This is a genomic window from Candidatus Electronema sp. PJ, assembly GCF_048287395.1.
GTDB lineage: Bacteria > Desulfobacterota > Desulfobulbia > Desulfobulbales > Desulfobulbaceae > Electronema.
Genome location: NZ_JBLWEO010000045.1, coordinates 1 through 24298, shown reverse-complemented (window position 1 = coordinate 24298; position 24298 = coordinate 1). Strand labels below are relative to the sequence as shown.

32 protein-coding genes are annotated in these 24298 nt (G+C 52.8%); 29 read left to right on the top strand and 3 right to left on the bottom strand.

What is annotated here, in order from left to right:
- The first annotated feature begins 317 nt into the window (after positions 1-317).
- The 7 genes from ACNKIB_RS07125 to ACNKIB_RS07095 all read left to right on the top strand — a co-directional run bounded on the left by ACNKIB_RS07125 (position 318) and on the right by ACNKIB_RS07095 (position 2981).
- Positions 318-593 (top strand): hypothetical protein, encoded by a 276-nt coding sequence (locus tag ACNKIB_RS07125; protein WP_417909852.1) that lies wholly within the window; start codon positions 318-320, stop codon positions 591-593.
- A 215-nt stretch (positions 594-808) separates the two neighbouring features.
- Complete coding sequence (locus tag ACNKIB_RS07120) at positions 809-1276, top strand: Uma2 family endonuclease (RefSeq protein WP_417909851.1); 468 nt, start codon at positions 809-811, stop codon at positions 1274-1276.
- Positions 1277-1650: 374 nt separating this feature from the next.
- On the top strand, positions 1651-1797 hold the full coding sequence (locus tag ACNKIB_RS07115) for a hypothetical protein (RefSeq protein WP_417909850.1): 147 nt from the start codon (positions 1651-1653) through the stop codon (positions 1795-1797).
- The gene (locus ACNKIB_RS07110) at positions 1794-2087 is read left to right on the top strand and encodes a PIN domain-containing protein (protein ID WP_417909849.1); all 294 of its coding nucleotides are present in this window, start codon (positions 1794-1796) and stop codon (positions 2085-2087) included. Before ACNKIB_RS07115 ends, ACNKIB_RS07110 begins: the two co-directional genes overlap by 4 nt.
- A 170-nt stretch (positions 2088-2257) precedes the next feature.
- The gene (locus tag ACNKIB_RS07105; RefSeq protein WP_417909848.1) at positions 2258-2497 is read left to right on the top strand and encodes a UPF0175 family protein; all 240 of its coding nucleotides are present in this window, start codon (positions 2258-2260) and stop codon (positions 2495-2497) included.
- A gap of 5 nt (positions 2498-2502) precedes the next feature.
- Complete coding sequence (locus ACNKIB_RS07100; RefSeq protein ID WP_417909847.1) at positions 2503-2652, top strand: hypothetical protein; 150 nt, start codon at positions 2503-2505, stop codon at positions 2650-2652.
- Between the two features lie 89 nt (positions 2653-2741).
- Complete coding sequence (locus tag ACNKIB_RS07095; protein WP_417909846.1) at positions 2742-2981, top strand: DUF3368 domain-containing protein; 240 nt, start codon at positions 2742-2744, stop codon at positions 2979-2981.
- A gap of 33 nt (positions 2982-3014) precedes the next feature.
- On the opposite strand, the gene vapC is transcribed toward ACNKIB_RS07095, so the two are convergent.
- The 3 genes from vapC to ACNKIB_RS07080 all read right to left on the bottom strand — a co-directional run bounded on the left by vapC (position 3015) and on the right by ACNKIB_RS07080 (position 4963).
- Positions 3015-3416 carry a type II toxin-antitoxin system tRNA(fMet)-specific endonuclease VapC gene (gene vapC, locus ACNKIB_RS07090; RefSeq protein ID WP_417909845.1) on the bottom strand — a complete coding sequence of 134 codons (402 nt, stop codon included), beginning with the start codon at positions 3414-3416 and terminating at the stop codon, positions 3015-3017.
- Complete coding sequence (vapB, locus tag ACNKIB_RS07085; protein ID WP_417909844.1) at positions 3416-3652, bottom strand: type II toxin-antitoxin system VapB family antitoxin; 237 nt, start codon at positions 3650-3652, stop codon at positions 3416-3418. The genes vapC and vapB overlap by 1 nt, the downstream gene beginning before the upstream one ends.
- Before the next feature lie 231 nt (positions 3653-3883).
- Entirely contained in the window at positions 3884-4963 is a 1080-nt protein-coding gene (locus tag ACNKIB_RS07080; protein WP_417909854.1) for a peptidylprolyl isomerase, read from the bottom strand.
- A gap of 206 nt (positions 4964-5169) precedes the next feature.
- On the opposite strand from ACNKIB_RS07080, the gene ACNKIB_RS07075 reads away from it, so the two are divergent.
- From ACNKIB_RS07075 to dapB, 22 genes are all read left to right on the top strand, one after another.
- Entirely contained in the window at positions 5170-6492 is a 1323-nt protein-coding gene (locus ACNKIB_RS07075; RefSeq protein WP_417909843.1) for a 3-deoxy-D-manno-octulosonic acid transferase, read from the top strand.
- Positions 6489-6728: a type II toxin-antitoxin system HicB family antitoxin gene (locus ACNKIB_RS07070; RefSeq protein WP_417909842.1), complete on the top strand. Its 240-nt coding sequence runs from the start codon at positions 6489-6491 to the stop codon at positions 6726-6728. The genes ACNKIB_RS07075 and ACNKIB_RS07070 overlap by 4 nt, the downstream gene beginning before the upstream one ends.
- Complete coding sequence (locus ACNKIB_RS07065) at positions 6697-6921, top strand: type II toxin-antitoxin system HicA family toxin (protein WP_417909841.1); 225 nt, start codon at positions 6697-6699, stop codon at positions 6919-6921. The genes ACNKIB_RS07070 and ACNKIB_RS07065 overlap by 32 nt, the downstream gene beginning before the upstream one ends.
- Positions 6922-7088: 167 nt before the next feature.
- Positions 7089-7583 carry a DUF4760 domain-containing protein gene (locus ACNKIB_RS07060; RefSeq protein ID WP_417909840.1) on the top strand — a complete coding sequence of 165 codons (495 nt, stop codon included), beginning with the start codon at positions 7089-7091 and terminating at the stop codon, positions 7581-7583.
- Between the two features lie 12 nt (positions 7584-7595).
- Positions 7596-7826, top strand: a complete 231-nt coding sequence (locus ACNKIB_RS07055; protein ID WP_417909839.1) for a hypothetical protein — start codon at positions 7596-7598, stop codon at positions 7824-7826.
- Entirely contained in the window at positions 7817-8224 is a 408-nt protein-coding gene (locus ACNKIB_RS07050) for a type II toxin-antitoxin system VapC family toxin (protein ID WP_417909838.1), read from the top strand. The genes ACNKIB_RS07055 and ACNKIB_RS07050 overlap by 10 nt, the downstream gene beginning before the upstream one ends.
- A 31-nt stretch (positions 8225-8255) precedes the next feature.
- Positions 8256-9362 carry a glutamine-hydrolyzing carbamoyl-phosphate synthase small subunit gene (carA, locus tag ACNKIB_RS07045; protein ID WP_417909853.1) on the top strand — a complete coding sequence of 369 codons (1107 nt, stop codon included), beginning with the start codon at positions 8256-8258 and terminating at the stop codon, positions 9360-9362.
- Positions 9363-9418: 56 nt separating this feature from the next.
- Positions 9419-9826 (top strand): HEPN domain-containing protein, encoded by a 408-nt coding sequence (locus ACNKIB_RS07040; protein ID WP_417909837.1) that lies wholly within the window; start codon positions 9419-9421, stop codon positions 9824-9826.
- Positions 9805-10110 (top strand): nucleotidyltransferase domain-containing protein, encoded by a 306-nt coding sequence (locus ACNKIB_RS07035; protein WP_417909836.1) that lies wholly within the window; start codon positions 9805-9807, stop codon positions 10108-10110. Before ACNKIB_RS07040 ends, ACNKIB_RS07035 begins: the two co-directional genes overlap by 22 nt.
- Before the next feature lie 460 nt (positions 10111-10570).
- Entirely contained in the window at positions 10571-13798 is a 3228-nt protein-coding gene (carB, locus tag ACNKIB_RS07030) for a carbamoyl-phosphate synthase large subunit (protein WP_417909835.1), read from the top strand.
- Between the two features lie 79 nt (positions 13799-13877).
- A complete protein-coding gene (gene ftsH / locus ACNKIB_RS07025; RefSeq protein ID WP_417909834.1) occupies positions 13878-15719 on the top strand; it encodes an ATP-dependent zinc metalloprotease FtsH in 1842 nt (613 codons plus the stop codon).
- Positions 15720-15791: 72 nt separating this feature from the next.
- Complete coding sequence (folP, locus tag ACNKIB_RS07020; RefSeq protein ID WP_417909833.1) at positions 15792-16610, top strand: dihydropteroate synthase; 819 nt, start codon at positions 15792-15794, stop codon at positions 16608-16610.
- Between the two features lie 331 nt (positions 16611-16941).
- Entirely contained in the window at positions 16942-17658 is a 717-nt protein-coding gene (locus ACNKIB_RS07015) for a glycosyltransferase family 2 protein (RefSeq protein ID WP_417909832.1), read from the top strand.
- 9 nt (positions 17659-17667) lie between these two features.
- A complete protein-coding gene (gene dapF, locus ACNKIB_RS07010; protein ID WP_417909831.1) occupies positions 17668-18525 on the top strand; it encodes a diaminopimelate epimerase in 858 nt (285 codons plus the stop codon).
- 115 nt (positions 18526-18640) lie between these two features.
- The gene (locus tag ACNKIB_RS07005; protein ID WP_417909830.1) at positions 18641-19981 is read left to right on the top strand and encodes a hypothetical protein; all 1341 of its coding nucleotides are present in this window, start codon (positions 18641-18643) and stop codon (positions 19979-19981) included.
- A gap of 1 nt (position 19982) precedes the next feature.
- Entirely contained in the window at positions 19983-20558 is a 576-nt protein-coding gene (locus ACNKIB_RS07000) for a class I SAM-dependent methyltransferase (protein WP_417909829.1), read from the top strand.
- 135 nt (positions 20559-20693) lie between these two features.
- Positions 20694-20936 (top strand): hypothetical protein, encoded by a 243-nt coding sequence (locus ACNKIB_RS06995; RefSeq protein ID WP_417909828.1) that lies wholly within the window; start codon positions 20694-20696, stop codon positions 20934-20936.
- 15 nt (positions 20937-20951) lie between these two features.
- Positions 20952-21842, top strand: coding sequence for a 4-hydroxy-tetrahydrodipicolinate synthase (dapA, locus tag ACNKIB_RS06990; protein WP_417909827.1), 891 nt, complete (start codon positions 20952-20954; stop codon positions 21840-21842).
- Positions 21843-21890: 48 nt separating this feature from the next.
- On the top strand, positions 21891-22160 hold the full coding sequence (locus ACNKIB_RS06985; protein ID WP_417909826.1) for a type II toxin-antitoxin system Phd/YefM family antitoxin: 270 nt from the start codon (positions 21891-21893) through the stop codon (positions 22158-22160).
- Positions 22157-22441 carry a type II toxin-antitoxin system RelE family toxin gene (locus tag ACNKIB_RS06980; protein WP_417909825.1) on the top strand — a complete coding sequence of 95 codons (285 nt, stop codon included), beginning with the start codon at positions 22157-22159 and terminating at the stop codon, positions 22439-22441. Before ACNKIB_RS06985 ends, ACNKIB_RS06980 begins: the two co-directional genes overlap by 4 nt.
- Before the next feature lie 93 nt (positions 22442-22534).
- A complete protein-coding gene (locus tag ACNKIB_RS06975) occupies positions 22535-23179 on the top strand; it encodes a DUF4145 domain-containing protein (protein WP_417909824.1) in 645 nt (214 codons plus the stop codon).
- A gap of 138 nt (positions 23180-23317) precedes the next feature.
- Positions 23318-24130 (top strand): 4-hydroxy-tetrahydrodipicolinate reductase, encoded by an 813-nt coding sequence (gene dapB, locus ACNKIB_RS06970; RefSeq protein ID WP_417909823.1) that lies wholly within the window; start codon positions 23318-23320, stop codon positions 24128-24130.
- Positions 24131-24298 lie beyond the last annotated feature (168 nt).

The window sequence follows — 24298 nt, the reverse complement described above, 5'->3', positions numbered from 1 at the left end:
CACGGAAAAAGACGCTTTGACCACCGAAAAACACTGGCCTGGCCTACTCCGAAGCGTACTGCCGCCTCCTCAAAACTCAAACCTTCACGTTCTTTGATTTCCATACTTTCCGGCGAAACTCTACTGAATAGGCCATAAGATTCAACTCATAGGATGAAAATGATTGCTTGATCATTTTATATCGCTGCGGCTATAGCTCAAAACAGGCCGCAACTTAAACCGCCTTGGGCGGTTCACCTTACCAAGCCTCCGGTTTTACCGGAGGTGCTTGACTGCTGATTCAATCAAAACTATTCAACAAGCAAAGGATTAAAGCCATGACACACTCTAAACTGCTTCATTTAGTAACTGACCTGCTTATCGAGTTGAACGGTATGAATTTCGGGCCAGAAACTGCGCCAGACAAAATTCAGCGATACGATGAATTACATGCAATGCTACCACAATCTTCTGCTGAGGAAAAAACAGCTTTTGTTCCAACCGAAGAAGTTCTGTACAGAGTTGAACTGACACCGGAGAAGTTAATAATCACTGTTGATGCAGGATTAGACAGACCGGTTGAAGTTATCTTCCGCAACAAGCTGAATAGCTGATTCTCAACATCCTGCTGCTTTACTTCCTCACCGCCTTGCTCATCGCTTGGTTCAGCGGCATCCAGTGGGTGCTCATGTGCTGGGTGATGGCAAAGGCGGGGAAGTGAGCCTGTTTTCTCGTCTCCTGCCAGATAAACTTGCTTTGCAGGCAAAAGTTGCATACATTGCATTGGAATGCACAATGCTTGGCAACCTCATCCCGCAGGAGAACCCGCATGGAATGGGCCGAAGTCCTCAGCAATCCCCTCCTCCAGAATCTGCCCTTCAAGATTGAGCTGAACCGCTTCGGCACTATCCTGATGAGTCCGGCCTCCAACCGGCATGGGCGCATCCAAGGGCGCATGGCTGCCAACCTGATTAACAAGCTGCCCGGCGGCGAGGTCATCACCGAATGCTCGATTCAAACCTCAGAGGGCGTGAAAGTGGCGGATGTTGTCTGGGCTTCGGATGAGTTCATCCGCCAGTTCGCCTATGAAACGCCGTATCCCAAGGCACCGGAACTCTGCATCGAGATCGTATCCCCTTCCAACGCCAAGGCGGAGATCAGGGGCAAGGTTGACCTTTATTTAGCAAAAGGGGCGCAGGAAGTTTGGGTGATCTCCGAGGACGGCACGCCTGCTGTGTACAGCCATATCGGCAAGATTGGCAGAAGCAGTATCGCGCCCGGAGCGGAGCGGGTGTAAGCAAGCAGGGGGAGAGCTGGGTGATGGCTAAGGCGGGGAAGTGAGCGGCAGCCTTCTCCAAAAAAGATGCAGGACGGAAAACCTTCGCCTCTGCGACCAGCCATGCTACAATGGAGGCATGACAGCCGCAGGTTGGGGAACCGCAACCTGCCTTGTGTCGGGGTTCGTTCCTCACTCCGATCAGCATTCTGCGCCGACAGCCTCTATGGAAGTTCTTGAACTCACAACCACCGTCAACGCTTCAGGCCGCATCTGCCTCGACATCCCTACTCGGCTTGCTCCGGGAGAGGTGCAGGTTGTGTTGGTGCTGCATCCTGCCCCTCGCCAGCAGTATACTTTCTCTGATATAGCCGGGCAATTGGCTTGGAAAGGAGATGCGACGGCAATGCAGAGGAGTCTGCGGGATGAGTGGTGAACGCTATTTGCTGGACACCAACGCCATAGTTGCCCTGCTGCAAGGCGATGTCCGGCTTGGCTTATTCAACTGCTCCGGCAGGCTGCATGGATTGGCATTTCAGTGATCAGCCAGATTGAGTTCCTTGCCTTCTCCGGCCTGACCGAAGCAGACCGCCAGCTTTTCCAGCAATTCCTTCAGCGTGTGGAAGTGCTGGGGCTATCTGCTGAGGATGTGGCATTGATTGAGAAGATCATTGCAGTGCGGCAGCAGCATCGCTTGAAACTTCCAGATGCAGTGATTGCGGCAATGGCAATGCAGAAGGGTGCGGCCTTGGTGACTGCTGACCGTGAATTTGTCAAACTGACTGATTGGCCCGTGATCAATTGGAATGACAGGGACTCAGTTGTTCACTGAGACAATCTGCCCAAGACGGGGAAGTGAAGGGCTGCCTTCTCCCGCCGTTTTCTTTCTGCAACGAGCGAAAAAGCATGGACAAAAGCAGGCTTGGTTGTAAGATAACTGCGTGATAGCGCACTTGATCAGCTCTCTGAATAATCGTTACACAGCACAAGGGAAACCAAGCCATGCAGATTGCCATTGATCTCCCGAATGATTTTGTCATGTTTCAAGGCGAGCAGACAGTTCAGCGCGATATTCGGCTGACGTATGCTCTTTGGTTGTTTAAAGCGGAGATGGTCACGATTGCCAAAGCAGCTCATATTGCCGGGCTGGATATTTTTGATTTCATGGCGGCCTGCAAGGACAACCGCATTCCTGTCATCGCCATTGACCGCGCAGAACTCCTCGCCGAGCTGAACAGCTGACCGCAATGATCCTGATCGCTGACAGTTCAGCACTGATCGCTTTGGCAATCTGTGATGGCTTGCAACTGCTTGAATCGCTCTATGGAGAGGTTCTGGTTCCTGAAGCAGTGTATAAGAAGTTGCTCTCAGTGACAAAGCAGAGTCAGCAACGCTGAGGGAATATCTTGCTGGAAAAGTAAGGTCTGTTGACACTTCAGGCTTTGTCTATCTCGACGCATCTGCTGATTTAGGTGAAACAGAAGCCATGCTGCTTTACAAGCAGCTCAATGCGGACAAGCTGCTCATAGATGACCGCCGAGGGCGGAAAATTGCCAAGATCAATAAGATTCACACCATTGGCTCGCTTGGCGTACTGCTTGCGGCAAAGAACAGAGGACTCCTCGCAGAAGTCTTGCCAAGCCTGCTGAAACTGAACAAGAGCAACATCTTCATCAGCCCGGATGTAATTCAGAGCGTGCTGGATTTAGCTGGAGAAGAGCTGTAACCCGCTCAGGACAAAGTGAAAGGGCTGCCGGAGTCATGCTGCCCAGTTTTCAAGGCGAAGCCCTTGCACCCGGATGAACTCTTTGAGATTGTTTGTCACCAGAATCAGGCCCAGCGATCTGGCATGACCGGCGATCATCATGTCATACGGGCCAATGGGCTGCCCGGCGCGGCGCAGCTCTGCCCGCACTTGACCGAAATGACTGGCGGCCCTGCTGTCGAATGGCAGCACGTCAAGCCGCGCTGTCATTGCTTCCATATCCGCAAGGTTGCGCTCCGGCTGCTGCGAGCATTCCGCGCCGTAGATCAGCTCGCCAAGCGTCACTGAGGAAATGCACATCTGCCCCTGATGCTGTTTGAAATGCTGCCTGACCTGCTCCGGTCGGTTCTTCATGGTGTAAATCACCATGTTGGTGTCAAGCATGTATTTCAGCATCACAGCATCTCCCGCTCCTGATCCTCCGGCTGCTCGCGCTGCTCCATGAAATCGCTGGAGCAACCCTGCGCGTCAAACCAATCATCCCACGACTGATCAGCCGGAGCAATAATCCGTCTGCCGCCGACAGCGATGATTTCCACTTCTTTGATGGAATCAGGAAAAGCGACAGCTTTCGGCAAGCGGACAGCCTGACTTCTGTTGCTGGTGAAGATTTTGGTACGAGCGCAAATCATTAGACTTCCTCCTTGTGAGCATTGCGGGTTCAGCTTCACTTTGCAGTATAGCGCACGGCGGGGATATGTCAACTGGATATGCCTCCGCATCCCATCCAGTGGGTGCTCATGTGCAGGGTGATGGTAAAGGCGGGGAAATGAGCGGTAGCACAGCCTTGGTCGATATCGACAGCGATGATGCCCTGTGCTTCCTATCAGGAGGAGGTGCAGTTCATCATCGCAGGTTCTCACTTAGAAGCCCACTAACTCCACGTCAAAGACCAGCCAAGCGTTAGGAGGAATAACGCCGCCCGCGCCCTGTGCGCCGTAAGCCAAGTCTGGCGGAATGATTAGGGTGCGCTTCTCACCCTGCTTCATGCTGGCAAGGGCCATGTCCCAGCCCGGAATAACCCGGCCTGTGCCAACCTCGAACTGAATTGGCTCGCCCCGGTCGTAGGAGCTGTCGAATTTCCGGTCATTGTCCAGCAGGCGGCCTGTGTAGTGAACGCTGATCTTGGTGCCTGGCGCGGGTTTCTCGCCCTGGCCTTCTTTGGTCACGACCCAGTACAACCCTTCCTTGTTCGACTGCACCTTGGGCCAGCGTTTCTTGATCAGCTGGGCAGTCTTCTTCTGTCCTTCGGCAGCACCGGCCTGCTTCTTGGCCTCAATTTCTTCCTTGGCCCGCTCAAAGGCAGCCTGATCAGTCTGGAACTGCTGCGCCTTCTCGCCTTGGCGGATAATCTCAATCGTGTTGATCACATCACCCTGCTTGATTGCGTTAACCACATCCTGGCCTTCTGCCACCTTGCCGAAGATGGTATGCTTGTCGTTTAGATGCGGAGTGGCGACATGGGTGATGAAGAACTGCGAGCCATTGGTACCTGGCCCAGCATTGGCCATTGCCAGAATGCCCGGCCCGGTGAACTTCAGCCGCGACTCAAATTCATCAGCAAAGGTGTAGCCTGGGCCGCCAGTGCCGGTGCCAAGCGGGCAGCCGCCTTGGATCATGAAGTCCCTGATCACCCGGTGGAACTTGAGGCCGTCGTAGAAACGGGTGCCAGTCGCCTTGCTTGCGCCGCCGTAGGCCAGTGTGCCTTCTGCCAAGCCGACAAAGTTGATCACTGTCAGCGGTGCCTTGTCGTAAAACAGCTCCAGCAGGATGTCGCCTTTGCCGGTTTTGATCTTCGCATACAGTCCGTCTTTCATTTTGTTTTCCTTGGATTCAGGGGTTGGGAGAGTGGGTGCGGGATTGACCGCCGCAGGTTGCCCTGAAGCAGTCTGTCCTGAAAAAACGAGCAACATTGCCAGCGCGAGCGCAGGCAAAAGACGCATGAACGGTGCAGTCATAGGAGTCCTCTGGCAGCAGTTTTGGTGGTGTGCACGAAAAAGGTTTCGCTTGCTTGAATACGCAGCAGGCAAAGGCTTGCTACCAGATTGCAGGCGTAACTGTCAAGCAAAACCTGATTTTTTCCGGTCAAGGTTGCTTCCCTCTTGACGTTCTGGGGCAATCCTGTTTAAATAGTCTGTTTTGCGAAGGGATGAAAAAAGACAGCCGGGACCGCAAGACCGTCATGCTGCATGTTTTCTACCGCATACTTGGCACGGCTGTTCATGCCCTGCTTCCGGCTGTTCTGCCTGTATTGAATTTCACTGCGCCCGGCTGGGAGATAGAGCAGCGTCTGGGCAGATATCAAGACAATTTTCACCGCAGCAGCGGCCCCTTGATCTGGATGCACGCCGCCTCGGTGGGCGAGGTACAGGCCGCCCGAGTTCTGATTGCTGCTCTGACGGAACAAATCCCCAGCAGCTATTTTTTTGTAACCACCATGACCCGGCAGGGCCGGGAGGCAGCACGCGCACGGTTGCCGCAGGTGCGCTGCGAACTGGCTCCGCTCGACACGTCTCAGGCGGTGCGGCAGGCTCTGCGGACAGTGCGGCCAGATGCCTATGTCTGTTTGGAAACCGAGCTGTGGCCGGTCATGCTCCGTGAGACCAGCCGGGCCGGGATTCCCCTGCTTCTGCTCAACGGCAGGCTGTCGGAACGCTCCTTCCGCAGATACCGGCTGCTGCCCGGCTTCATGGCTGATCTGCTCAAGAATTTCACGGCTGTCGGCGTGATCGGCGAGCAGGACGGCGCACGGTTCCGCGAGCTGGGCGCGGAGCAGGTGCAGGTCTGCGGCAATCTGAAATACGATCTGCCTGCCGCCGATGCCGGAGCGATGCGGGACAAATACCGGCAGCTGCTCAAGCCGGGCGGGAAAAAGATATTCATCTGCGGCTCCACCCGCACTGGCGAGGAAAAGCTGCTCCTGTCGGTTTACCGCCGCCTGCGCCAGGAAACTGCGGACAAGTTGCTCTGGATCATAGCCCCGCGCCATCTGAAGCGGTTGGATGAGGTCAGGCGGCTGCTCAATGAGGCCCGGCTGGAATACGAGCTATTCTCCCGCTGCGCTGCGGAAGGGCGGACAGCGGACATTGTGCTGGTGGATTCACTTGGCGAGCTGGCTGATCTCTACGCGGCGGCAGATGTCAGCTTCTGCGGCGGCAGCTTGGTCAACAAAGGCGGCCACAACATCATGGAGCCGGTGCGCTGGCGCAGGCCGGTCTGCTTCGGGCCGTTCATGCAGGATTTCGCCGATGCGGCGGAAATGGTGCTGGCTGCTGGCGCGGGCTTTCAGGTCAAGAATGCCGATGAGCTGGCAGATTGCCTGTCCACGCTGCTGCGCGATGAGCGGCTGTATGCGCAGACCTGCCAAGCTGCGGAACGGCTGGCGGCAGCCCAGCAGGGTTCGGCACAGCGGCAGGCGGAATTGGTGATAAGGGAGTTGCGAAAAGCGCGACAGGAGATAAGTGAGCGATGAAATACAGAGTGCTGATAGAGCAGGATGAGGATGGAGTGTTTGTTGCTGAAGCACCCTCCTTGCCCGGCTGCATTTCTCAGGGGAACACCCGCTCTGAAGCCTTGAGCAATATCAGGGAGGCCATCGCAGGCTATCTTGAGAGCTTGGAGGCGCATAGTGAGCCTGTTCCGCCTTCCATTTCCGAAGAAATTGTGGAGGTTTTCGGTGAGCGAGCTGCCGCAAATCTCTGGACGTGAAGTTGTCAAGGCGTTGAAAAAGATTGGCTATGAGGAAGATCGGCAGCGGGGCAGCCACATCATCCTCAGGCAGGCCGACTGGCCGCACCGGCGTGTCACGGTGCCGGATCACAAAGAAACAGCGAAAGGGACTTTGCGGGCGATTATTCGGGAAATCGGGCTGACAGTGGACGAATTCAAGAACTTGCTCTAAATCCTCTCGTGAAGGAAATAGTTTTACGCTGCTGGAACGGGAAGACAATCGGCTGATGAAAAATGTTAATACCTTTCGTTTCACGGAGGATGTCCGCGAGATATTTTCCATTTTGAGTGGGATGATAGAATAAGAGGGATAGATTAGTCAGGTAAGTGCAGGTAACTATGACTCAATACGAAATAATATCACTCGTTATATCTGGATTGTCGTTGATAGTCGCAGCAGGCGGTGTGGTTTATGCAGGTAGTCAGTTGAAGTATGCAAGAAAGGCTTTAGAACAATCTCTTGAAGTGCATTCTGCCGACCATGATTGGCACAGGAGAATGGCCGCTCAAGATACGTTAAAAGAATATAATCAATCTACGATAACCAGTTTACTGCAAAAAGAATTTGACTACTTAAATAGAAAAGAAGCGATACCGCTCGCGGAAGTTGAAACAAAAATGTCTAACAATGCAGAGCTGCAAAACGATCTTCATCAGTTATTAAATTTTTATGAAGGGTTGGCTCGCGGTGTATTTCAGCAGATTTATGATGAAGAGGTGATTAAGTCTGGTCGGCGTGGCGCAATGATTAAAGCTCTCCGTGCCTTTGGTTCATATATCGAGGATCGACGCGCTAAATTTTCACCAAAAGCATGGTGTGAAATTAAATCTTAGTTGCTTTATCCCATGTTAGCTCTGCGCCAAATCCATACAGCTCAAAATCAGCAAGTTCTCATTAAACTGCCGCCGGAATTCGATGCGTATGAGAAAATTGAGGTTATCGTTCTGCCGGTAGAATCTGACCGCAGCAGCCAGTTGTCCGCAAAGGAATTTGTCAAACGCTTCGCTGGCGCAATTCCAGATTTCCCGGAGCTGGAATCACCCGGTCAGTTGCAGGAACGTGAGGAATGGATGTGAGTTATCTCTTAGACACGAACACCTGCATTGCTTTCTTCAAGAATCATCCTTCCGTTGCAGCAAAAATTGAAGAAGTTGGACTAAACAGGTTGCTGCTCTGCGCTCCTGTCAAGGCAGAGCTTTGGTATGGTGCCTGCAAAAGTGCTCGTGTTGCTGCCAATCAAGCTGTGCTGCGGGACTTCTTCGCCCAGCTCAGGAGCTTGCCCTTTGACGATGAATCGGTTACGCATTACGGAGAGATTCGCGCATTCCTGACAAAAGCAGGAACGCCTATCGGGCCGAATGACTTGCTGATCGCTGCGATTGCCAAAGCGCACAATGTGACGTTGATCACGCATAATGTCAGTGAATTTTCACGGGTGCCTGAAATCACGCTGGAAGATTGGCAGACGAGATAATCAGGCAGTCATTTATAAGAACTACGGAAATATGAAAGCACTAATCGCGCTTGAAGACGGCACTGTGCTGCCCGCCCGCTCATTCACCGGGGCAGGCGAGGCAGCCGGGGAAATCGTGTTCAACACTAGCATGAGCGGCTATCAGGAAATCCTGACCGACCCCTCCTACACCGGCCAGATGGTGACGATGACCTATCCGCTGATCGGCAACTACGGCATCAACCCGGAGGACATGGAATCCGCCGCCGCGCATCCCCGCGCCTTCCTGATGCGCGAATATCAGGCCGTGCCGAGCAACTACCGCGCCAGCGGCAGCTTGGCCGACTTCCTCTGCAAGTTCGGCGTGCTCGGCATCGAGGGCTTCGACACCCGGATGCTGACCCGGATCATCCGCAAGCGCGGAGCGATGAAGGCGGTCATCTCCACCGAAGACCTGAATGAGGCTTCGCTGGTGGAAAAGGCGAAGAACTGGGCGGGCTTGGTCGGCCAGGACATGGTGGCGGGCGTGACAGCGGCCAAGCCCTACGCTTGGAGCGCAAACGGCCCGGTCGAAAGCAAAGCCTTCCCGGCGGGCGGCAGGTTCAAGGTCGTGGCCTACGACTTCGGCATCAAATACAACCAGCTCCGCATTCTGACCGAGAAGGGATGCAGCGTCTTGGTCGTGCCTGCGAAGACATCGGCTGCCGACGTGCTGGCCCTCAACCCGGACGGCGTGTTCCTTTCCAACGGCCCCGGCGACCCAGCAGGCGTGGCAGGCGTGGTCGAGAACATCCGCGCCCTGCTCGGCAAAAAGCCGATCTTCGGCATCTGTCTTGGCCATCAAATGCTCGGCCTTGCCTATGGCGGCAGCACCTTCAAGCTCAAATTCGGCCATCGCGGCGGCAATCAGCCGGTGAAGGATTTGCAGACCGGCAAGGTGGAGATCACCTCGCAGAATCACGGCTTCTGCGTTGATCCGCAAAGCCTGCCCGCCAGCGTCGAAGTCACGCACATCAACCTCAACGACGGCAGCCTTGAGGGGATGCGGCACAAAGAATATCCCGCCTTTTCCGTCCAGTATCACCCGGAACACGCGCCCGGCCCGCACGATGCCGTTTACCTCTTCGACCGCTTCATCGGCCTGATGGAAGGGCGTTAGGCGTTCTTGCACGGCGTATATGCCCTATGCGCCGTGATTAAAAGAGGAGACTCTGATTGAACAATCAGAACGATGCGATAGATTTTGAGATGATCAGGGAACATTGGATTGCGACATCGAATGATGATTGCAAAACAATGAACAATCTGTTTCTCTCAGGATCGAACAACTGGGCGTTATTCGTCGGTCATATCTCTGTGGAGAAGCTGCTGAAGGCGTTGTATGTGCAGCGGCATAAACAACATGCCCCAAGAATTCATAATCTCTACAGGTTGGCGGAGTTGTGCGGCATTGAACTGACAGAAAACTATCCTGACTGGCTTGACACCGTCACTTCGTTTAACATCAATGCGCGATATGACGATTACAAGAAGGAATTCCAGAGAATATGTACTAACGAATACACCGAACTGTGGATTGGCCGAATAAAGGAGCTGCGGCAATGGATAGAGCAGATGCTGTAGAACTCGCGCAGAGATTTGCCAAAATAGTACGAGCCAAATATGCTTGCAGGCAGTTCTTCCTCTTCGGCTCCTATGCGAAGGGAATGGAGCACGAGGAAAGCGACATTGATCTTGCTGTAGTTTTTGATGGGTTTGAGAATATCGTTGAGATGCAGACGGAACTGATGCGGCTGAGGCGGGCCATAGACAGCAGGATTGAGCCGCATCCTTTCCGGGAAAAGGATTTCAATCTCTCGAATCCGCTTGCTTTTGAAATCTTGCAGTATGGCCAGCGCATTGAGTAAACTGCCTGGCCATGCAAACAGCACGCGCCCGGCCCGCACGATGCCGTTTACCTCTTCGACCGCTTCATCGGCCTGATGGAAGGGCGCAGATAACAGCGGCGATGAGGCGTTCCCGGCTGGAAATGCCGCATTTGACGCTGGCAATGCCTTGTTGCCAGCTGGAAACAGGTCATTCCCGCTTGGCAATGCGACGTTGCCAGTTGGCAATATGGCATTCGCAGCAAGGAATGAGGCGTGGCCAAGCAGGAATGCCTCATTCGCACGTGGCAATGCGCCATTCCTTGCTGGCAATGAGGCATTTCCACTTGGTAACGGGTCATTGCCAGCGTCAAACGGGCCATTCGCAGCCGGGAACAGGCCGTTTTTCGCCCGGAATGCGCCGTTCGCAGCCAGCAAAAGAACATTCTCTCTTCAAGATGGACCGCTGCCTGTCAGCTTAAATATTTTCGCACAGTTCGCCATGCCCAAACGCACAGACATACATAAGATTCTCATCATCGGCTCCGGCCCGATCATCATCAGCCAGGCCTGCGAGTTCGACTACTCCGGCGCGCAGGCGGTCAAGGCCCTGAAAGAAGAGGGCTATGAGGTGGTGCTGATCAACTCCAACCCGGCCACGATCATGACTGATCCTGGCCTGGCCGACCGCACCTACATTGAGCCGATCACCCCGGAATATCTGACCAAAGTGATTGAGCGCGAGCGGCCAGACGCGCTCCTGCCGACGCTCGGCGGCCAGACAGCCCTCAACACCGCGATCAAGGTGGCCGAGAGCGGCGTTTTAGAGAAATACGGCGTGGAGATGCTGGCGGCGGACGCAAAGGTCATCCGCAAGGCTGAGGGCCGCGAGGAGTTCCGCGACGCGATGCGCAAGATAGGGCTTAATGTGCCGAAATCCTTCATCGTCCACACCATCGAGGAAGCGATGGCCGCAGGCGAGGAGATCGGCTTTCCGGTGATTGTCCGGCCCAGCTTCACCCTCGGCGGCACAGGCGGCGGCGTGGCCTACAACCGCGAGGAATTGCAGCAGATGTGCACCGCCGGGCTTGATCTCTCCATGACCACTGAGATCATGCTGGAGCGCAGCTTGCTGGGCTGGAAGGAGTACGAGCTGGAGGTGATGCGCGACCGCAAGGACAACGTGGTCATCATCTGCTCGATTGAAAACATTGACGCGATGGGCGTGCACACCGGCGACTCAATCACCATGGCCCCGCAGCAGACCCTGACCGATGTCGAGTATCAGAACATGCGCGACGCGGCCATCGCCATCATCCGCGAGATTGGCGTGGAGACCGGCGGCTCGAACGTCCAGTTTGCGGTCAATCCCAAAGACGGCGAGCTGATGGTGATCGAGATGAATCCCCGCGTCTCGCGCTCCTCGGCACTTGCCTCGAAGGCGACCGGCTTCCCTATCGCCCGCATTGCCGCTAAACTGGCCGTGGGCTACACGCTGGACGAGCTGCAAAACGACATCACCAAAGAGACCTGCGCCGCCTTTGAGCCGACCCTTGATTACTGCGTCGTAAAGATTCCTCGCTGGACCTTCGAGAAGTTCCCAGAGGCGGATGATTTCCTTACCACAGCCATGAAGTCAGTGGGCGAAACGATGGCGATGGGCCGCACCTTCAAAGAAGCCTTTCAGAAGGGGCTGCGCTCGCTGGAAATTGGCTGGAGCGGCTTCGGCTTTGACAGCAAGAACGATTTCAGCGGCCTGCATCAGGACGATGTCAATCTCGGCCTGAGCAAACCCAACTCGAAACGGATTCTCTACCTCTTCGAGGCCCTGCGCCGGGGCATGAGCATTGAGCGGATTCACGAACTCAGCCAGATTGATCCATGGTTCCTCACCAACATGCGCCAGATTGTGGACATGGGCCTGCGAATCAAGGCTTGCGGCTTGGCCGGTCTGGATGATGCGGACTTTCTCTTCACGGTCAAGCAGTACGGCTTCTCTGACGCGCAGTTAGCGCATCTCACCGGCTCAACAGAGGATGATATCCACGCGCTGCGCAAACGGCTCGGCATCCTGCCGGTGTACAAGCTGGTGGACACCTGCGCCGCCGAGTTCGAGTCCTACACCCCGTACTACTACTCCTGCTACGATCAGGAGAACGAGTCTGAGCCGTCCGAGCGCAAGAAGATCATGATCCTTGGCGGCGGCCCCAACCGCATCGGCCAAGGCATTGAGTTCGACTACTGCTGCGTTCATGCCGCCTTTGCTCTGGAGGAAATCGGGGTGGAATCCATCATGGTCAACTCCAACCCAGAGACCGTCTCCACTGACTACGACACCTCCGACCGCCTCTATTTCGAGCCGCTGACCAAGGAGGATGTTCTCAGCATCATTGAGCGCGAGAAGCCGGACGGCGTGATTGTCCAGTTCGGCGGCCAAACCCCGCTCAACTTGGCCGTGCCCTTAGCCAAGGCCGGAGTGCCTATTGTCGGCACCTCGCCTGATGCCATTGACCGGGCCGAAGACCGCGAGCGCTTCCAGCAGATGCTGCAAAAGCTCGGCCTCAAGCAGCCGGAGAACGCCATCGCCCACAATCTGGCCGAGGCCCTGAAGGCCGTGGAGCAGATCGGTTTTCCGGTGGTCATGCGGCCTTCCTATGTGCTCGGCGGGCGCAACATGCGCATTGTCTATAATGAGCAGGGCATCCGAGAGTTCATGGCCCTGCCGTCCATCGTTGCCAGCGAGCATCCGGTGCTCCTCGACCGCTTTCTGAAAGACGCGATTGAGGTGGATGTGGACGCAGTTTCGGACGGAAAAATGACCGTGCTCGGCGGGATCATGGAGCATATCGAGGAGGCGGGCATTCATTCCGGCGACTCGGCCTGCGTCTTGCCGCCACACACCCTGTCTCCAAGCATGATCGCCGAAATCAGCCGGGCGACCAAGGCCATGTCCGCCGAGCTGGGCGTGATCGGCCTGATGAACGTGCAGTACGCGGTGAAGGACGAAACGCTCTATGTGCTGGAGGTCAATCCCCGCGCCTCGCGCACTGTGCCCTTCGTCTCCAAGGCCACCGGCGTGCCGCTGGCGCGGATTGCGGCCAAAGTCATGCTCGGCCTGAGCTTGGAGCAGCTCGGCTTCACCAAGGAAGTGTCCATCAAACACTGGGCGGTGAAAGAGGCGGTCTTCCCCTTTGACCGCTTCGAGAATGTTGACACCCTGCTTGGCCCGGAGATGAAATCCACCGGCGAGGTCATGGGTATAGACGACAACCTCGGCCTTGCCTTGGCCAAGTCGCAGCAGGCCGCCGGCCAGAAAGTGCCAAAAAGCGGCTGCGTTTTCATCAGCGTCCGCCATTCAGATAAAGACGGCATGGTGCCTGTGGCCAAGGAGCTGCTCAGGATGGGCTTCAGCATTCTTGCCACCCAAGGTACGGCGGACAAATTAGCCGCACACGGAGTGCCTTGCGAGCTGGTCAACAAGATTTCCCAAGGCAGGCCCCATATTCTTGACAAACTCAAGGATGGTCAGGTACAGTGGATTGTCAATACTTCGTCCGGCAGCAGAACCACGGAAGATTCCTACTTCATCCGCCGGGCAGCCTTGAATTACCATATCCCCTACACCACCACAGTTAGCGGCGCAGTGTCGATGGCCCAAGCCATCTCTGCCCTAGCTGAACAGGAGATCGGGGTGAAAACCGTGCAGGAATTCTCTTCCGCCATTGACTGACCGACAGGCAGGTCATACTGTGAACCCAAGGCAATGGTGCCGGAACGATGTCCTCAATTCATATTTCCCTTGCAGATGAATGAATAATTTCTATAAAAATCTGAGCATGTGGCTGGTAATCGCTTTAACAGCGATCGTGCTAGTCAAGCTATTCAGCACCCAGTCAATGGACAAGCCAAGAACCGACGAGATCAGCTACAGTCAGTTTATGGCCAGTGTTGAGAACGGCGCAATCAGCAAGGTTCTGATCAAAGGGGACAAAATTTTCGGCACTAGTACAGATGGCCGCTCAGTGATGAGTATGATGCCGCCCGACATGGAGCTGATCCCCATGCTGCGCAAGGGGGGCGTGGACATCGCAGTCAAGGAGATGGACAAGGAATCGCTTTGGCTGTCTGTCTTTATTTCTTGGTTCCCGATGCTGCTGCTGATCGGAGTCTGGGTCTTCTTTATGCGCCAGATGCAGATGGGTGGCGGCAAAGGTGGTGCGCTTGGCTTTGGCCGGAATCGAGCTAAGATGCAGGAAGAGGGCGAGGTCAAGATCACTTTCAAAGACGTGGCAGGCATTGATGAGGCCAAGGCCGAGCTGGAAGAGATTATTGATTTCCTGAAAGACCCGGAGAAATTCACGAAGTTGGGCGGTCGCATCCCCAAGGGCGTGCTTTTAGCTGGCCCTCCTGGCACCGGCAAGACCCTGCTTGCCAAGGCCATCGCGGGCGAGGCCGGGGTGCCCTTCTTTACTATCTCTGGCTCGGATTTTGTCGAGATGTTTGTCGGGGTTGGTGCGTCGCGAGTGCGAGATTTGTTCAATCAAGGCATGAAAAATGCGCCCTGCATCATCTTTATTGACGAAATCGATGCAGTGGGGCGGCATCGCGGCGCAGGTCTGGGTGGTGGCCATGACGAGCGCGAGCAGACCCTCAACCAGCTCTTGGTGGAAATGGACGGCTTCAACGCCAACGAGGGCGTAATCATTATCGCTGCCACGAACCGGCCCGATGTCCTTGATCCAGCCTTGCTCCGGCCTGGCCGTTTCGACCGCCAAGTGGTGGTGCCGATCCCTGATATCAAAGGCCGCCAGATGATCTTGGACATCTACGGCAAGAAAACCAAGATGGCCACCGCAGTCGATATGGCGGTCATCGCGCGCGGCACGCCTGGCTTTTCCGGGGCAGACTTGGAAAATCTGGTCAACGAGGCAGCCTTGCTCGCCGCCAGGCAAGGTGCGGAAGAAATCAGCATGGAAATGCTGGAAAAGGCCAAGGACAAGGTGATGATGGGCGCGGAGCGCAAATCCATGATCATCTCTGATCAGGAAAAGGAGATCACCGCCTATCATGAGGCAGGTCACGCGGTAGTGGCCCGCCTGTTGCCTGGTACTGATCCGCTTCACAAAGTAACGATCATTCCGCGAGGCCGGGCACTGGGCCTGACCGTGCAGCTGCCCATTGATGAAAAGCATACCTATTCCAAAAAATATCTGCTGAGTAGGATTGCGATCCTCTACGGCGGCTGGGTGGCGGAAAGGATCATCTTTGACGAGATCACCACTGGCGCGGGCAATGACATTGAACGCGCTAGCGATCTCGCCCGTAAAATGGTTTGCGAGTGGGGCATGAGCGAAGAGCTGGGGCCGCTGGCTTACGGCAAGAAAGAGGAGCAGATTTTCCTGGGCCGGGAGATTGCCCAGCACCGCGATTACAGCGAGGACACCGCGCGCCGGATTGACGAAGTGGTCAAGCAGATTATCCTGAAGTCCGCCGCTGAAACCGAGAAATTACTGAAGGACAACATTGATATCCTCAAAGCGATAGCCAATGAGTTGCTGGAAAAAGAGACCATCACCTTGGAAGACATTGACCGGGTTGTCGCTGAACTGAGAAAACCAGAGGCAAAGCAGGCTGAAACAACGACAACCTAAGAAGGCTTTCTCCAACAACTATGGGCAAGGCAGGCGCAGGTTCATTCTGCGCCTTTCTTGTTGGCAGCGAAGATGAAGAAAACGCAGATCATGGGGATCCTGAACGTTACCCCTGATTCCTTTTCCGACGGCGGCAGCTTTTTTGATGAGCAGACTCTTCTCCAGCAGATCGAACGGCTGCTTGATGATGGGGCCGACATCATTGATGTGGGCGGTGAATCGACCCGACCCTTTGCCCAACCGGTTTCTGAAGAGGAAGAACTGCGGCGGGTCATCCCAGTCATCCAAACCATCCACTCTCTTGCCGCTAGCTTGCCGATCTCCATTGATACGACCAAGGCAGCCGTGGCCCGGGCCGCTCTGGCTGTGGGCGCGACCATCATCAACGACATTTCCGCCCTCCGCCATGACCCAGAGATGATTCAAGTGGCCCGCAGTTATGACGGTCCGTTAATCATCATGCACATGCAGGGCAGTCCAGGGAATATGCAGCTCAATCCGCAGTACCGCAACGTGATTGCGGAGATTTGTGCCTTTTTTCAAGAGCGGACTGCCTGGCTGGAAGCCGAGGGCATCAAGCGGGAACGGATCATTATTGACCCAGGCATCGGTTTTGGCAAGACCTTGGCGCATAATCTGGCCATTCTGCGCAATGTCGGCGCATTAAAACAGCTCGGCTTCCCCGTCCTGATCGGCCATTCGCGCAAATCCTTTTTCGGTAAACTGCTCGGCCTGCCTATCGAGGAGCGCGACTGCCCCTCTGCCGTGGTTTCTGCCTTGTGTACCTGGCAAGGAGCGGATATCCTGCGGGTTCACGATGTTAGGAAAACGGTAGCAGCGGTACGTTTGGCCGAAGAACTGGAGCCGCCGCAGTTGACATTCGTTTCTTAGTCGTTGCGCAAGGAATGCGGCTCGGTAAGCAAGGAATGCTGCCGACTTGCAAAGGAGTTCTACTCGGCCAGAAAGGAGTTCGGCTTGGCCAAACTGCTTTCCTAGTCGGCCACACTCCTTTCTGGCCGAGTAGAACTCCTTTGCAAGTCGGCAAAACTCCTTTATAAACGAGCAAGAGAGGAACATTAACTGGTAGTTAAGCAAAAGATTCGAGGAGGTTAGCGTTCGATCTTCGCTAAGATCTGAGATAGCTCATTTGAGATTGCGATAATGCTCGCAGTTTTAGAACATCTTGACCGACCAGATGTCGGAATGAACAATTTTATGTGTCATGAAGATGATAAACGGAACTTTCCTTAAACTCTCCATTGTCATCCCCGCCTACAACGAGGAAAAGACGCTTCAGGATGTTATTGAGGCCGTGCAGTCCGTAACGTTGCCGCTTACCAAGGAAATTGTTCTGATTGATGATGCCTCAAAAGACGGCACACGGCAGGTTATGGAGCAGCTATTGGGAGACAACATTATTAGAGTTTTTCATGAGAAGAACCAAGGTAAAGGAGCGGCACTGCGTTCTGGCTTTGCGGCGGCAACTGGCGACATCATTCTGATTCAGGACGCAGATTTGGAATACAACCCAGCGGAATACCCCAAGCTGCTTCAGCCGATCTTGGACGGTAAGGCGGACGTGGTTTATGGATCGCGCTTTGTCGGCTCAGAGGCGCATCGTGTGCTGTATTTCTGGCACATGATCGGCAACCGTTTTCTGACCCTACTCTCGAACATGTTCACCAATCTGAATTTGACCGACATGGAAACCTGTTACAAGGTCTTCCGTCGGGAAGTTATTAAGAATATTGCCATAAAAGAGAACCGGTTCGGCTTTGAACCGGAGATCACTGCGAAAATCTCTCGCAGCGGCTGGCGGGTGTACGAGGTCGGCATTTCCTACAGCGGACGCACCTATGCAGAAGGCAAAAAAATCGGCGTGAAGGATGGTTTCCGCGCCTTGTACTGCATCATCAAATACCGCTTCTTTGCGAACTGAAGAATATTCATGAACACACCTCATTTCCCCATCCCCTTTGTCAAAATGAGCGGCACCGGCAATGATTTTATCCTCATTGATCACCGCCAGCCGCTGATTGTTCCTGAAGCCATGTCCGCCTTTGCCGCTGCTGTCTGTCGCCGCAAGTTTTCCGTCGGTGCAGATGGCCTGATTCTCATCGAGAACTCCGAGCAGGCGGATTTCCGCTGGCGTTTTTTCAATGCCGACGGCTCTGTGGCCGAGATGTGCGGCAATGGAGCGCGTTGCGCGGCCCGCTTTGCCTTTATGCAGGGGATTGCTCCGGCCAAAATGTGCTTTGAGACCTTGGCTGGGCTGATTGAAGCCGAGGTTTCCGACCAAGAAGTGGCGGTAAAGATGACCGAACCGCATGACTTGCGCCTACAGCAGACGATAATGATCAATAATGTGCCGTTCACCCTGCATAGTCTCAATACTGGCGTGCCTCATGCGGTGTTCTTTGTAGACAATATCGAAGAAACCGATGTGCGTGGCCTTGGCAGGGCGATTCGCTATCACGAAGCCTTTCAACCCGCAGGTACCAATGTCAATTTTGTCCAGAAGCGCGGGGATGCCTTCAAGGTGCGGACGTATGAACGCGGCGTGGAGGACGAAACGCTGGCCTGCGGCACCGGCTCCGCCGCCAGCGCGATCATTGCCGCTCTGCTCGGCCAGCAGGCTGCTTTGCCGGTGGAGATCATCACCTCCGGCAACGACCGCCTGACGATTTTCTTCAGCCTGCCAGAGCATAAGACTAGCGGAAGCGCAGATATTGTTTATAATGTTTTCCTCAAAGGGCCTGCCCATGCGGTCTATCAGGGCGAGCTGACCGCCGAGGCCTTGCTTTAAAGCCGTACTCTGATCGACAATATCAAAGTCACCTAAAGGCCGTCTGTCTGCGGATCAAGATGTATGAGCCTTCGCTGAACAAAATGATGCTGAGATAAAATCTCTAGAGGAAAGCATGAATTTTTTAAAAAATACTGCTGTCTATATTGCCTTGCTAATTATTTCTGTTTGTTTTTTTTATTATATTAATTCCATGTCTAAACCATTAAATAAATGGGAGATGTCGAGATACATCACACCAGACAGTAAAACATATCTTGATGTTGGAAATTGGCTCGTAGGTAAATGTGAATTTGTTCATGCAAAAGACAGTATTGCAATAAGACCTTTTTTTTACCCTCTTGTTGTTGCAATTTTAGAGTCGATACATCCTTTAGCTATAATTATATTTCAATTAATTTTATGGCAAATTCAAATTTTTATTGTATATTTTTGTAGCCTCAAGATTAGTAAGTCAAAATTATTGGCTTTTTTTATAGCATTAATAAGTATAAGTATCGTTTCAAATATTGGAATTTCTTTGCACGTGCTCACAGAAACCATAACTTCGTTTTTTATTACTTTTTCTTTGCTTATGTTATTTGTATTTTCATGTAAAAAATCTTATATTTATATTTCTTTCTACCTTTTATCTTTATCTTTTTGTTCTGTAGTGAGGCCGTCATTTCTATATATATATATATTATCAACGATAATGATTGTTGCTTTTAATTTAAAAGATATGAGATTTATTTATGTACTTTCTATTGCAATGACAGTTATCCCGATATCGGCGCAATCATATATAATGAAAAAACATTTTAATACTTACAAGATATCTTTTATTGATACATTTGCTATAAATGACTACTTTTTATCTGGGCTTGAATTGTACAAGAGAAACCTTGAGGGAGATAGTTATAAATATCAATACATACATACGATTCGAGACGCAAGACGTAGATATATAGCAGAAATGATCGCGAGAGATGGTTATAAAAAAGCATCAGAAAATATAAAAAAGGTTTTTCTTGATAACTTAACAGGTTATCCTGTTGAAACTTTTAGACAATTTAAAGATCTGGTTGTAGAAAATTCAACACAACCATCGTCAATTTTTATTTCAGAAAATAAAGAAATGAATATTTTTTTTAAAAATGTAACGTTATTACAAAGCAGGTTTATCTTGACAATAAATATCTTTTCTGTTTTGTTTTTTACTATAATATTCTCAATTTTCATTTTAAATAAAAGATACATTATAGATAATTACATTATGTTTACTTCGTTATTATTTTTTTGTATATACTTTACTTATTTATCAACAGGAGTCACCTTTTGGCAAGGGGATAGATTTCTAATTCCTATATACTATACAAGTATTATTTTATTTATTTATCAAGCAAAAATACTTTTTCAGGTTATCCGCAACACAAGCTCACAACTTTCGAGTATATATCAAGAAAATGATTTTTAAAATGAAAGAGCCATTTCTTGAGCCTATTCTGAGAAGGATGCGTATAGGGAGAGTTGTTGACGAGGTGAAAAGTATCCAAAATTGCTGTCTACTGGATATTGGATGTGGTTTTAACCACAGGTTCCTATCTTTTGTAGAACCATATATTGAGTATGGAATAGGGATTGACTTCAAAGTTCATGAGGTATCTTACAAGAAGATATCAACTAAGAAAATGACATTGGATGAAACTCTCCCTTTTAAGGAATGCGCATTTAATGCTGTAACAATGTTAGCTGTCCTTGAGCATATAGATAAACCACGACAGATTATTTCTGAGGTGTATCGAGTTTTAAAACCTGAAGGAAAATTTATTTTGACGGTGCCGGGTAAATTGGCAAAGCCAGTCTTAGAATTCCTTGCTTTTAAAGTAGGTGTTGTTAATAAAAATGAGATTGAAGATCATAAGAAATATTATGATCTCTATGAACTGGAACAGCTTGTGTCTAATATTTATGGATTTGAAATCGTAAAGCACAAACACTTCCAATTTGGAATGAATAACTTTTGCGTTATAAAAAAAACATCTACAAGTTAGCTGTTTTTTTCTTGTCGAATAAATTACCCTGCCCCTTGGGGCGGGGTATTGATAACAAGTGTTTTTTAAAAGATAACGTCGCAAGCGAAGGGGTATTAGACCCAAGGCTTCGCAATAAACACCTATGAACGCGGCGTGGAGGACGAAACCCTCGCCTGCGGCACGGGTTCAGCTGCCAGCGCGATCATTGCTGCCTTGCTCGGCCAAGCGGCCTCGCCAGTGGAGATCATTACCTCCGGTAACGACCGACTAACAATTTTCTTCAGCCTGCCAGAGCATAAGACTAGCGGAAGCGCAGATATTGTTTATAATGTTTTCCTCAAAGGGCCTGCCCATGCGGTCTATCAGGGCGAACTGACCGCCGAGGCCTTGCTTTAATTCAAGGAGAATGAGATGACAGCAGCACAACGAATTCAGGGCGCGATCACCGCGATTGTCACCCCGATGCGCGACGGCAGGGTTGATGAGGAAAGCCTCGTTAGCCTGATCAATTTTCAGATTGAAAGCGGCATTCATGGCCTCGTGCCCTGCGGCACCACCGGCGAATCAGCCACCCTCAGCTTTGCCGAGCACAAGCGGGTGATCGAGCTGACCGTCAAGACCGTGGCAGGCCGGGTGCCGGTCATTGCCGGAACCGGGGCCAACAACACTCTTGAGGCCATCGAGCTGACCGAATCGGCCAAGGAGAGCGGTGCAGACGCAGTGTTATCCGTGGTGCCTTATTACAACAAGCCGAGCCAGGAAGGGTTGTACCGGCATTTCAAGGCCATCACCGAAGCAGTGGATATTCCGGTGGTGCTCTACAATGTGCCGGGCCGCACCGTCACCAACATGGCCCCGGCTACGGTTGCACGGCTGGCCGAGCTGCCCAATGTCATCGGTATCAAGGAGGCCTGCGGCTGCCTGAACCAGATTTCCGAGATCATCCGCATCTGCCCGAAGGACTTCATTGTCCTGTCCGGCGATGACTTCACCTCTATGCCCACAGTGCTGATCGGCGGCAACGGCGTGATCTCCGTGACCTCGAATGTGGCCCCGAAGGCGATGGCCGAGCTGATGGAAGCGGCCCTGCGCGGCGACCTCGCCAAGGCCAAGGAGATTCACTACAAGTTCTTCCCGCTCATGGGCACGATGTTCTGCTATCCCAGCCCGGCCCCGGCGAAAAAGGCTGTGCATCTGATCGGCAAGATTGCCTCGCCGGAAGTGCGCCTGCCAATGACCGAGATGGATGAGCCGTCGCTGAACAAGCTGACGACGGAGATGAAGAAGGTGGGGTTGATTTGATTTCGTATGGGGGCGGTCAAGCATCGCCCCTTGAAGGAGGAGCGAGCAATGCCGGCAGCAAATTATCTCTCAGCCACCGCGCTGGCGCAACAGACAGCCGCCGCTCTGGATTCTCTCGAAAGCGGCGAAACAGAACGGCTGATCATTCTGCAACATGATGCGCCAAAAGCTGTCCTACTGTCCTTTGATGCTTACGAAGCTCTAAATGAAGAGCTGGAAGACCTGCGCCTTGCAGCCCTGGCCTTTGCCCGGCTAAAGACCTTCAAGCCGGAAAAAGGGCTTGCTCACCAAGAAATGCTGGAGAAGTTCGGCAAATGAGCTGGACGGTCGTATACCACCCAGATGTTGAAGATGATCTGGAGCGGGTCGGCACAGCGGCAGCTCGACGCATTCTGCGGGCAATAGACAGCAAGTTGACACAGGCTCCTTTGCAGTTCGGTGTTCCGCTCGCCGGAAACTTGGCCGTTTTTCGCAAACTCCGGGTGGGCGATTATCGTGTGGTGTATCAAGTCGAGGATGTACAGGTTACAGTTTTTGTTCTTGCCGTCGGCCCCCGCAGAGACAAGGAAGTTTATGATGCCGCTTCAGGACGGGCATGATGATTCGCTGAACAAGCTGACGACTGAGATGAAGAAGGTGGGGCTGATTTGCATGAGGGCGGTCGAGGGATCGCCATTGAAAATGGCGATAACATGTCTGAGAAAGAGAGTTTTGATGTCTTCTGTCCGCAATGCAATATTCTCGTAGATGCGAAGGTGATCGCCAAAGGAGCTGGCGGATTCCGCAGTAATGCTATCAACCCGATGGATGAGGTTGATGCAGAGTATCACGGAGATTATTACTATGTTTTTTTGTGTCGTCGATGCAACCAGCCTTTTTTAGTGCGACAGTCTCTTTATGGAATACCAGGTGAATTTGAGACGGTCACAGAAGAAACAGTGCTCTATCCGAACGAATCAAAGGTGCTTCCAGAGGCGTTGCCAGATAGTGTGAAAGCTGCCTACGACCAAGCAGCGCGTTCGTTTCATGTTTCTCTTTTTGAGCCCTGTGTACTAATGTCACGCAAATGCTTGGAGGCTGTCTGCAAGATACTCAACGCTGATGGAAAGAATCTTAGTGCGCGGTTAGACAGGCTTCATCAGGATGGTCACATTGATTCGCGTCTTCTTAATTGGGCGCATCAAATTCGTCTTGTTGGCAATGAGGCTGCTCACGACATAGATTTCATTGTCACAAAAGAGGATGCACGGGATATATTCGATTTCACTGAAGCAATACTTATTTATATATTTTCTCTAACAAAACGATTTGAAGCATTGCAGAGTAGAAGAAAATAACCATTAAGGGTTCTGCTCAGAGAATGGACGTATGGCCATCCTATATCCTGAAGGAAAAATAAGCATCTTTGCAGACGTGACCATTGACCTCAAGAATGTCTTTGAGAAAGACTCATTATCAACCCAAGAGAGCCAATTATGACCAAAGTAATTGTAGCGGGCGCAGCCGGACGCATGGGCCGCCGCATCTGTGACATGGTACGGCAGCATCCCGGCCTAACCTTGAGCGCGGCTTTTGAGCAGGCAGACAGCCCCTTTGTGGGCAAAGATGCAGGGGAAGTGGCAGGCTTCGGCCCGGCAGGCGTACAGATCGCAGCAGGCCTGGAGGCCGTGATTGATCAAGGCGACGTGATCATTGATTTCACCTTCCACAAGTCCACGATGGAATTCATCAAGGTGGCAGCCCAGCATGGCCGGGCAATGGTAATCGGCACCACCGGCCTGACTGCCGACAACCTCGCTGTGCTGCGCGAGACCGCCGGGGCGCACTTCCCCTGCGTGCAGTCGCCCAACATGGCCGTGGGGGTAAACGTGCTGTTCAAGCTGGTGGAGAAAACTGCCGCCGTGCTGGGCGATGCCTATGATGTGGAGATCGTGGAAGCGCACCACCGGATGAAGAAGGACGCACCGTCTGGCACCGCGCTGCGGCTGGGTGAGATGGCCGCCGCAGGCCTGGGCCGTAATCTAGCCGAAGTGGGCGTGTACGAGCGCCACGGCATGATTGGCGAGCGCACGGACAAGGAAATCGGCATCCAGACCGTGCGAGCCGGGGACATCGTTGGCGAGCACACTGTCTATTTCGCGGGTGCAGGCGAGCGCATCGAGATCACGCACCGTGCCCACAGCCGCGACAACTTCGCACGCGGCGCGGCCTTGGCTGCGGCGTGGGTGGCAGGCCGTCCCAACGGCTTATACACCATGTTCGACGTACTGGATCTGGGGAGTTTTTAGCTCGCCGTGCTCTTCGCTGTATCGTCAGGGCAGGCCTCTGAGCCTGCCCTTACCCCTCCCCTCACGTTACCACCAACACATCCACCAATCTACAGTTGTAAGTATTGCGCAGCATGTCCTTCAGAGCAGCATACTCCAGCACCCGGATATCCAGGGTGGTAACTGGTG

Coding starts and splice junctions, on each gene's coding strand:
- dapB (WP_417909823.1), top strand. CDS start 23,318: ATGACCAAAGTAATTGTAGCGGGCGCAGCCGGACGCATGGGCCGCCGC.
- ACNKIB_RS07035 (WP_417909836.1), top strand. CDS start 9,805: ATGGATAGAGCAGATGCTGTAGAACTCGCGCAGAGATTTGCCAAAATA.
- vapC (WP_417909845.1), bottom strand. CDS start 3,416: ATGCTGAAATACATGCTTGACACCAACATGGTGATTTACACCATGAAG.
- ACNKIB_RS06980 (WP_417909825.1), top strand. CDS start 22,157: ATGAGCTGGACGGTCGTATACCACCCAGATGTTGAAGATGATCTGGAG.
- folP (WP_417909833.1), top strand. CDS start 15,792: ATGAAGAAAACGCAGATCATGGGGATCCTGAACGTTACCCCTGATTCC.
- ACNKIB_RS07125 (WP_417909852.1), top strand. CDS start 318: ATGACACACTCTAAACTGCTTCATTTAGTAACTGACCTGCTTATCGAG.
- carA (WP_417909853.1), top strand. CDS start 8,256: ATGAAAGCACTAATCGCGCTTGAAGACGGCACTGTGCTGCCCGCCCGC.
- ACNKIB_RS07050 (WP_417909838.1), top strand. CDS start 7,817: ATGGATGTGAGTTATCTCTTAGACACGAACACCTGCATTGCTTTCTTC.
- ACNKIB_RS07060 (WP_417909840.1), top strand. CDS start 7,089: ATGACTCAATACGAAATAATATCACTCGTTATATCTGGATTGTCGTTG.
- ACNKIB_RS07005 (WP_417909830.1), top strand. CDS start 18,641: ATGAATTTTTTAAAAAATACTGCTGTCTATATTGCCTTGCTAATTATT.
- vapB (WP_417909844.1), bottom strand. CDS start 3,652: ATGATTTGCGCTCGTACCAAAATCTTCACCAGCAACAGAAGTCAGGCT.
- dapA (WP_417909827.1), top strand. CDS start 20,952: ATGACAGCAGCACAACGAATTCAGGGCGCGATCACCGCGATTGTCACC.
- ACNKIB_RS07075 (WP_417909843.1), top strand. CDS start 5,170: ATGAAAAAAGACAGCCGGGACCGCAAGACCGTCATGCTGCATGTTTTC.
- ACNKIB_RS07070 (WP_417909842.1), top strand. CDS start 6,489: ATGAAATACAGAGTGCTGATAGAGCAGGATGAGGATGGAGTGTTTGTT.
- ACNKIB_RS07015 (WP_417909832.1), top strand. CDS start 16,942: ATGAAGATGATAAACGGAACTTTCCTTAAACTCTCCATTGTCATCCCC.
- ACNKIB_RS06975 (WP_417909824.1), top strand. CDS start 22,535: ATGTCTGAGAAAGAGAGTTTTGATGTCTTCTGTCCGCAATGCAATATT.
- ACNKIB_RS07100 (WP_417909847.1), top strand. CDS start 2,503: ATGATCCTGATCGCTGACAGTTCAGCACTGATCGCTTTGGCAATCTGT.
- ACNKIB_RS07120 (WP_417909851.1), top strand. CDS start 809: ATGGAATGGGCCGAAGTCCTCAGCAATCCCCTCCTCCAGAATCTGCCC.
- ACNKIB_RS06985 (WP_417909826.1), top strand. CDS start 21,891: ATGCCGGCAGCAAATTATCTCTCAGCCACCGCGCTGGCGCAACAGACA.
- ACNKIB_RS07055 (WP_417909839.1), top strand. CDS start 7,596: ATGTTAGCTCTGCGCCAAATCCATACAGCTCAAAATCAGCAAGTTCTC.
- ACNKIB_RS07105 (WP_417909848.1), top strand. CDS start 2,258: ATGCAGATTGCCATTGATCTCCCGAATGATTTTGTCATGTTTCAAGGC.
- ftsH (WP_417909834.1), top strand. CDS start 13,878: ATGAATAATTTCTATAAAAATCTGAGCATGTGGCTGGTAATCGCTTTA.
- carB (WP_417909835.1), top strand. CDS start 10,571: ATGCCCAAACGCACAGACATACATAAGATTCTCATCATCGGCTCCGGC.
- dapF (WP_417909831.1), top strand. CDS start 17,668: ATGAACACACCTCATTTCCCCATCCCCTTTGTCAAAATGAGCGGCACC.
- ACNKIB_RS07000 (WP_417909829.1), top strand. CDS start 19,983: ATGAAAGAGCCATTTCTTGAGCCTATTCTGAGAAGGATGCGTATAGGG.
- ACNKIB_RS07080 (WP_417909854.1), bottom strand. CDS start 4,963: ATGCGTCTTTTGCCTGCGCTCGCGCTGGCAATGTTGCTCGTTTTTTCA.
- ACNKIB_RS07095 (WP_417909846.1), top strand. CDS start 2,742: ATGCTGCTTTACAAGCAGCTCAATGCGGACAAGCTGCTCATAGATGAC.
- ACNKIB_RS07115 (WP_417909850.1), top strand. CDS start 1,651: ATGCGACGGCAATGCAGAGGAGTCTGCGGGATGAGTGGTGAACGCTAT.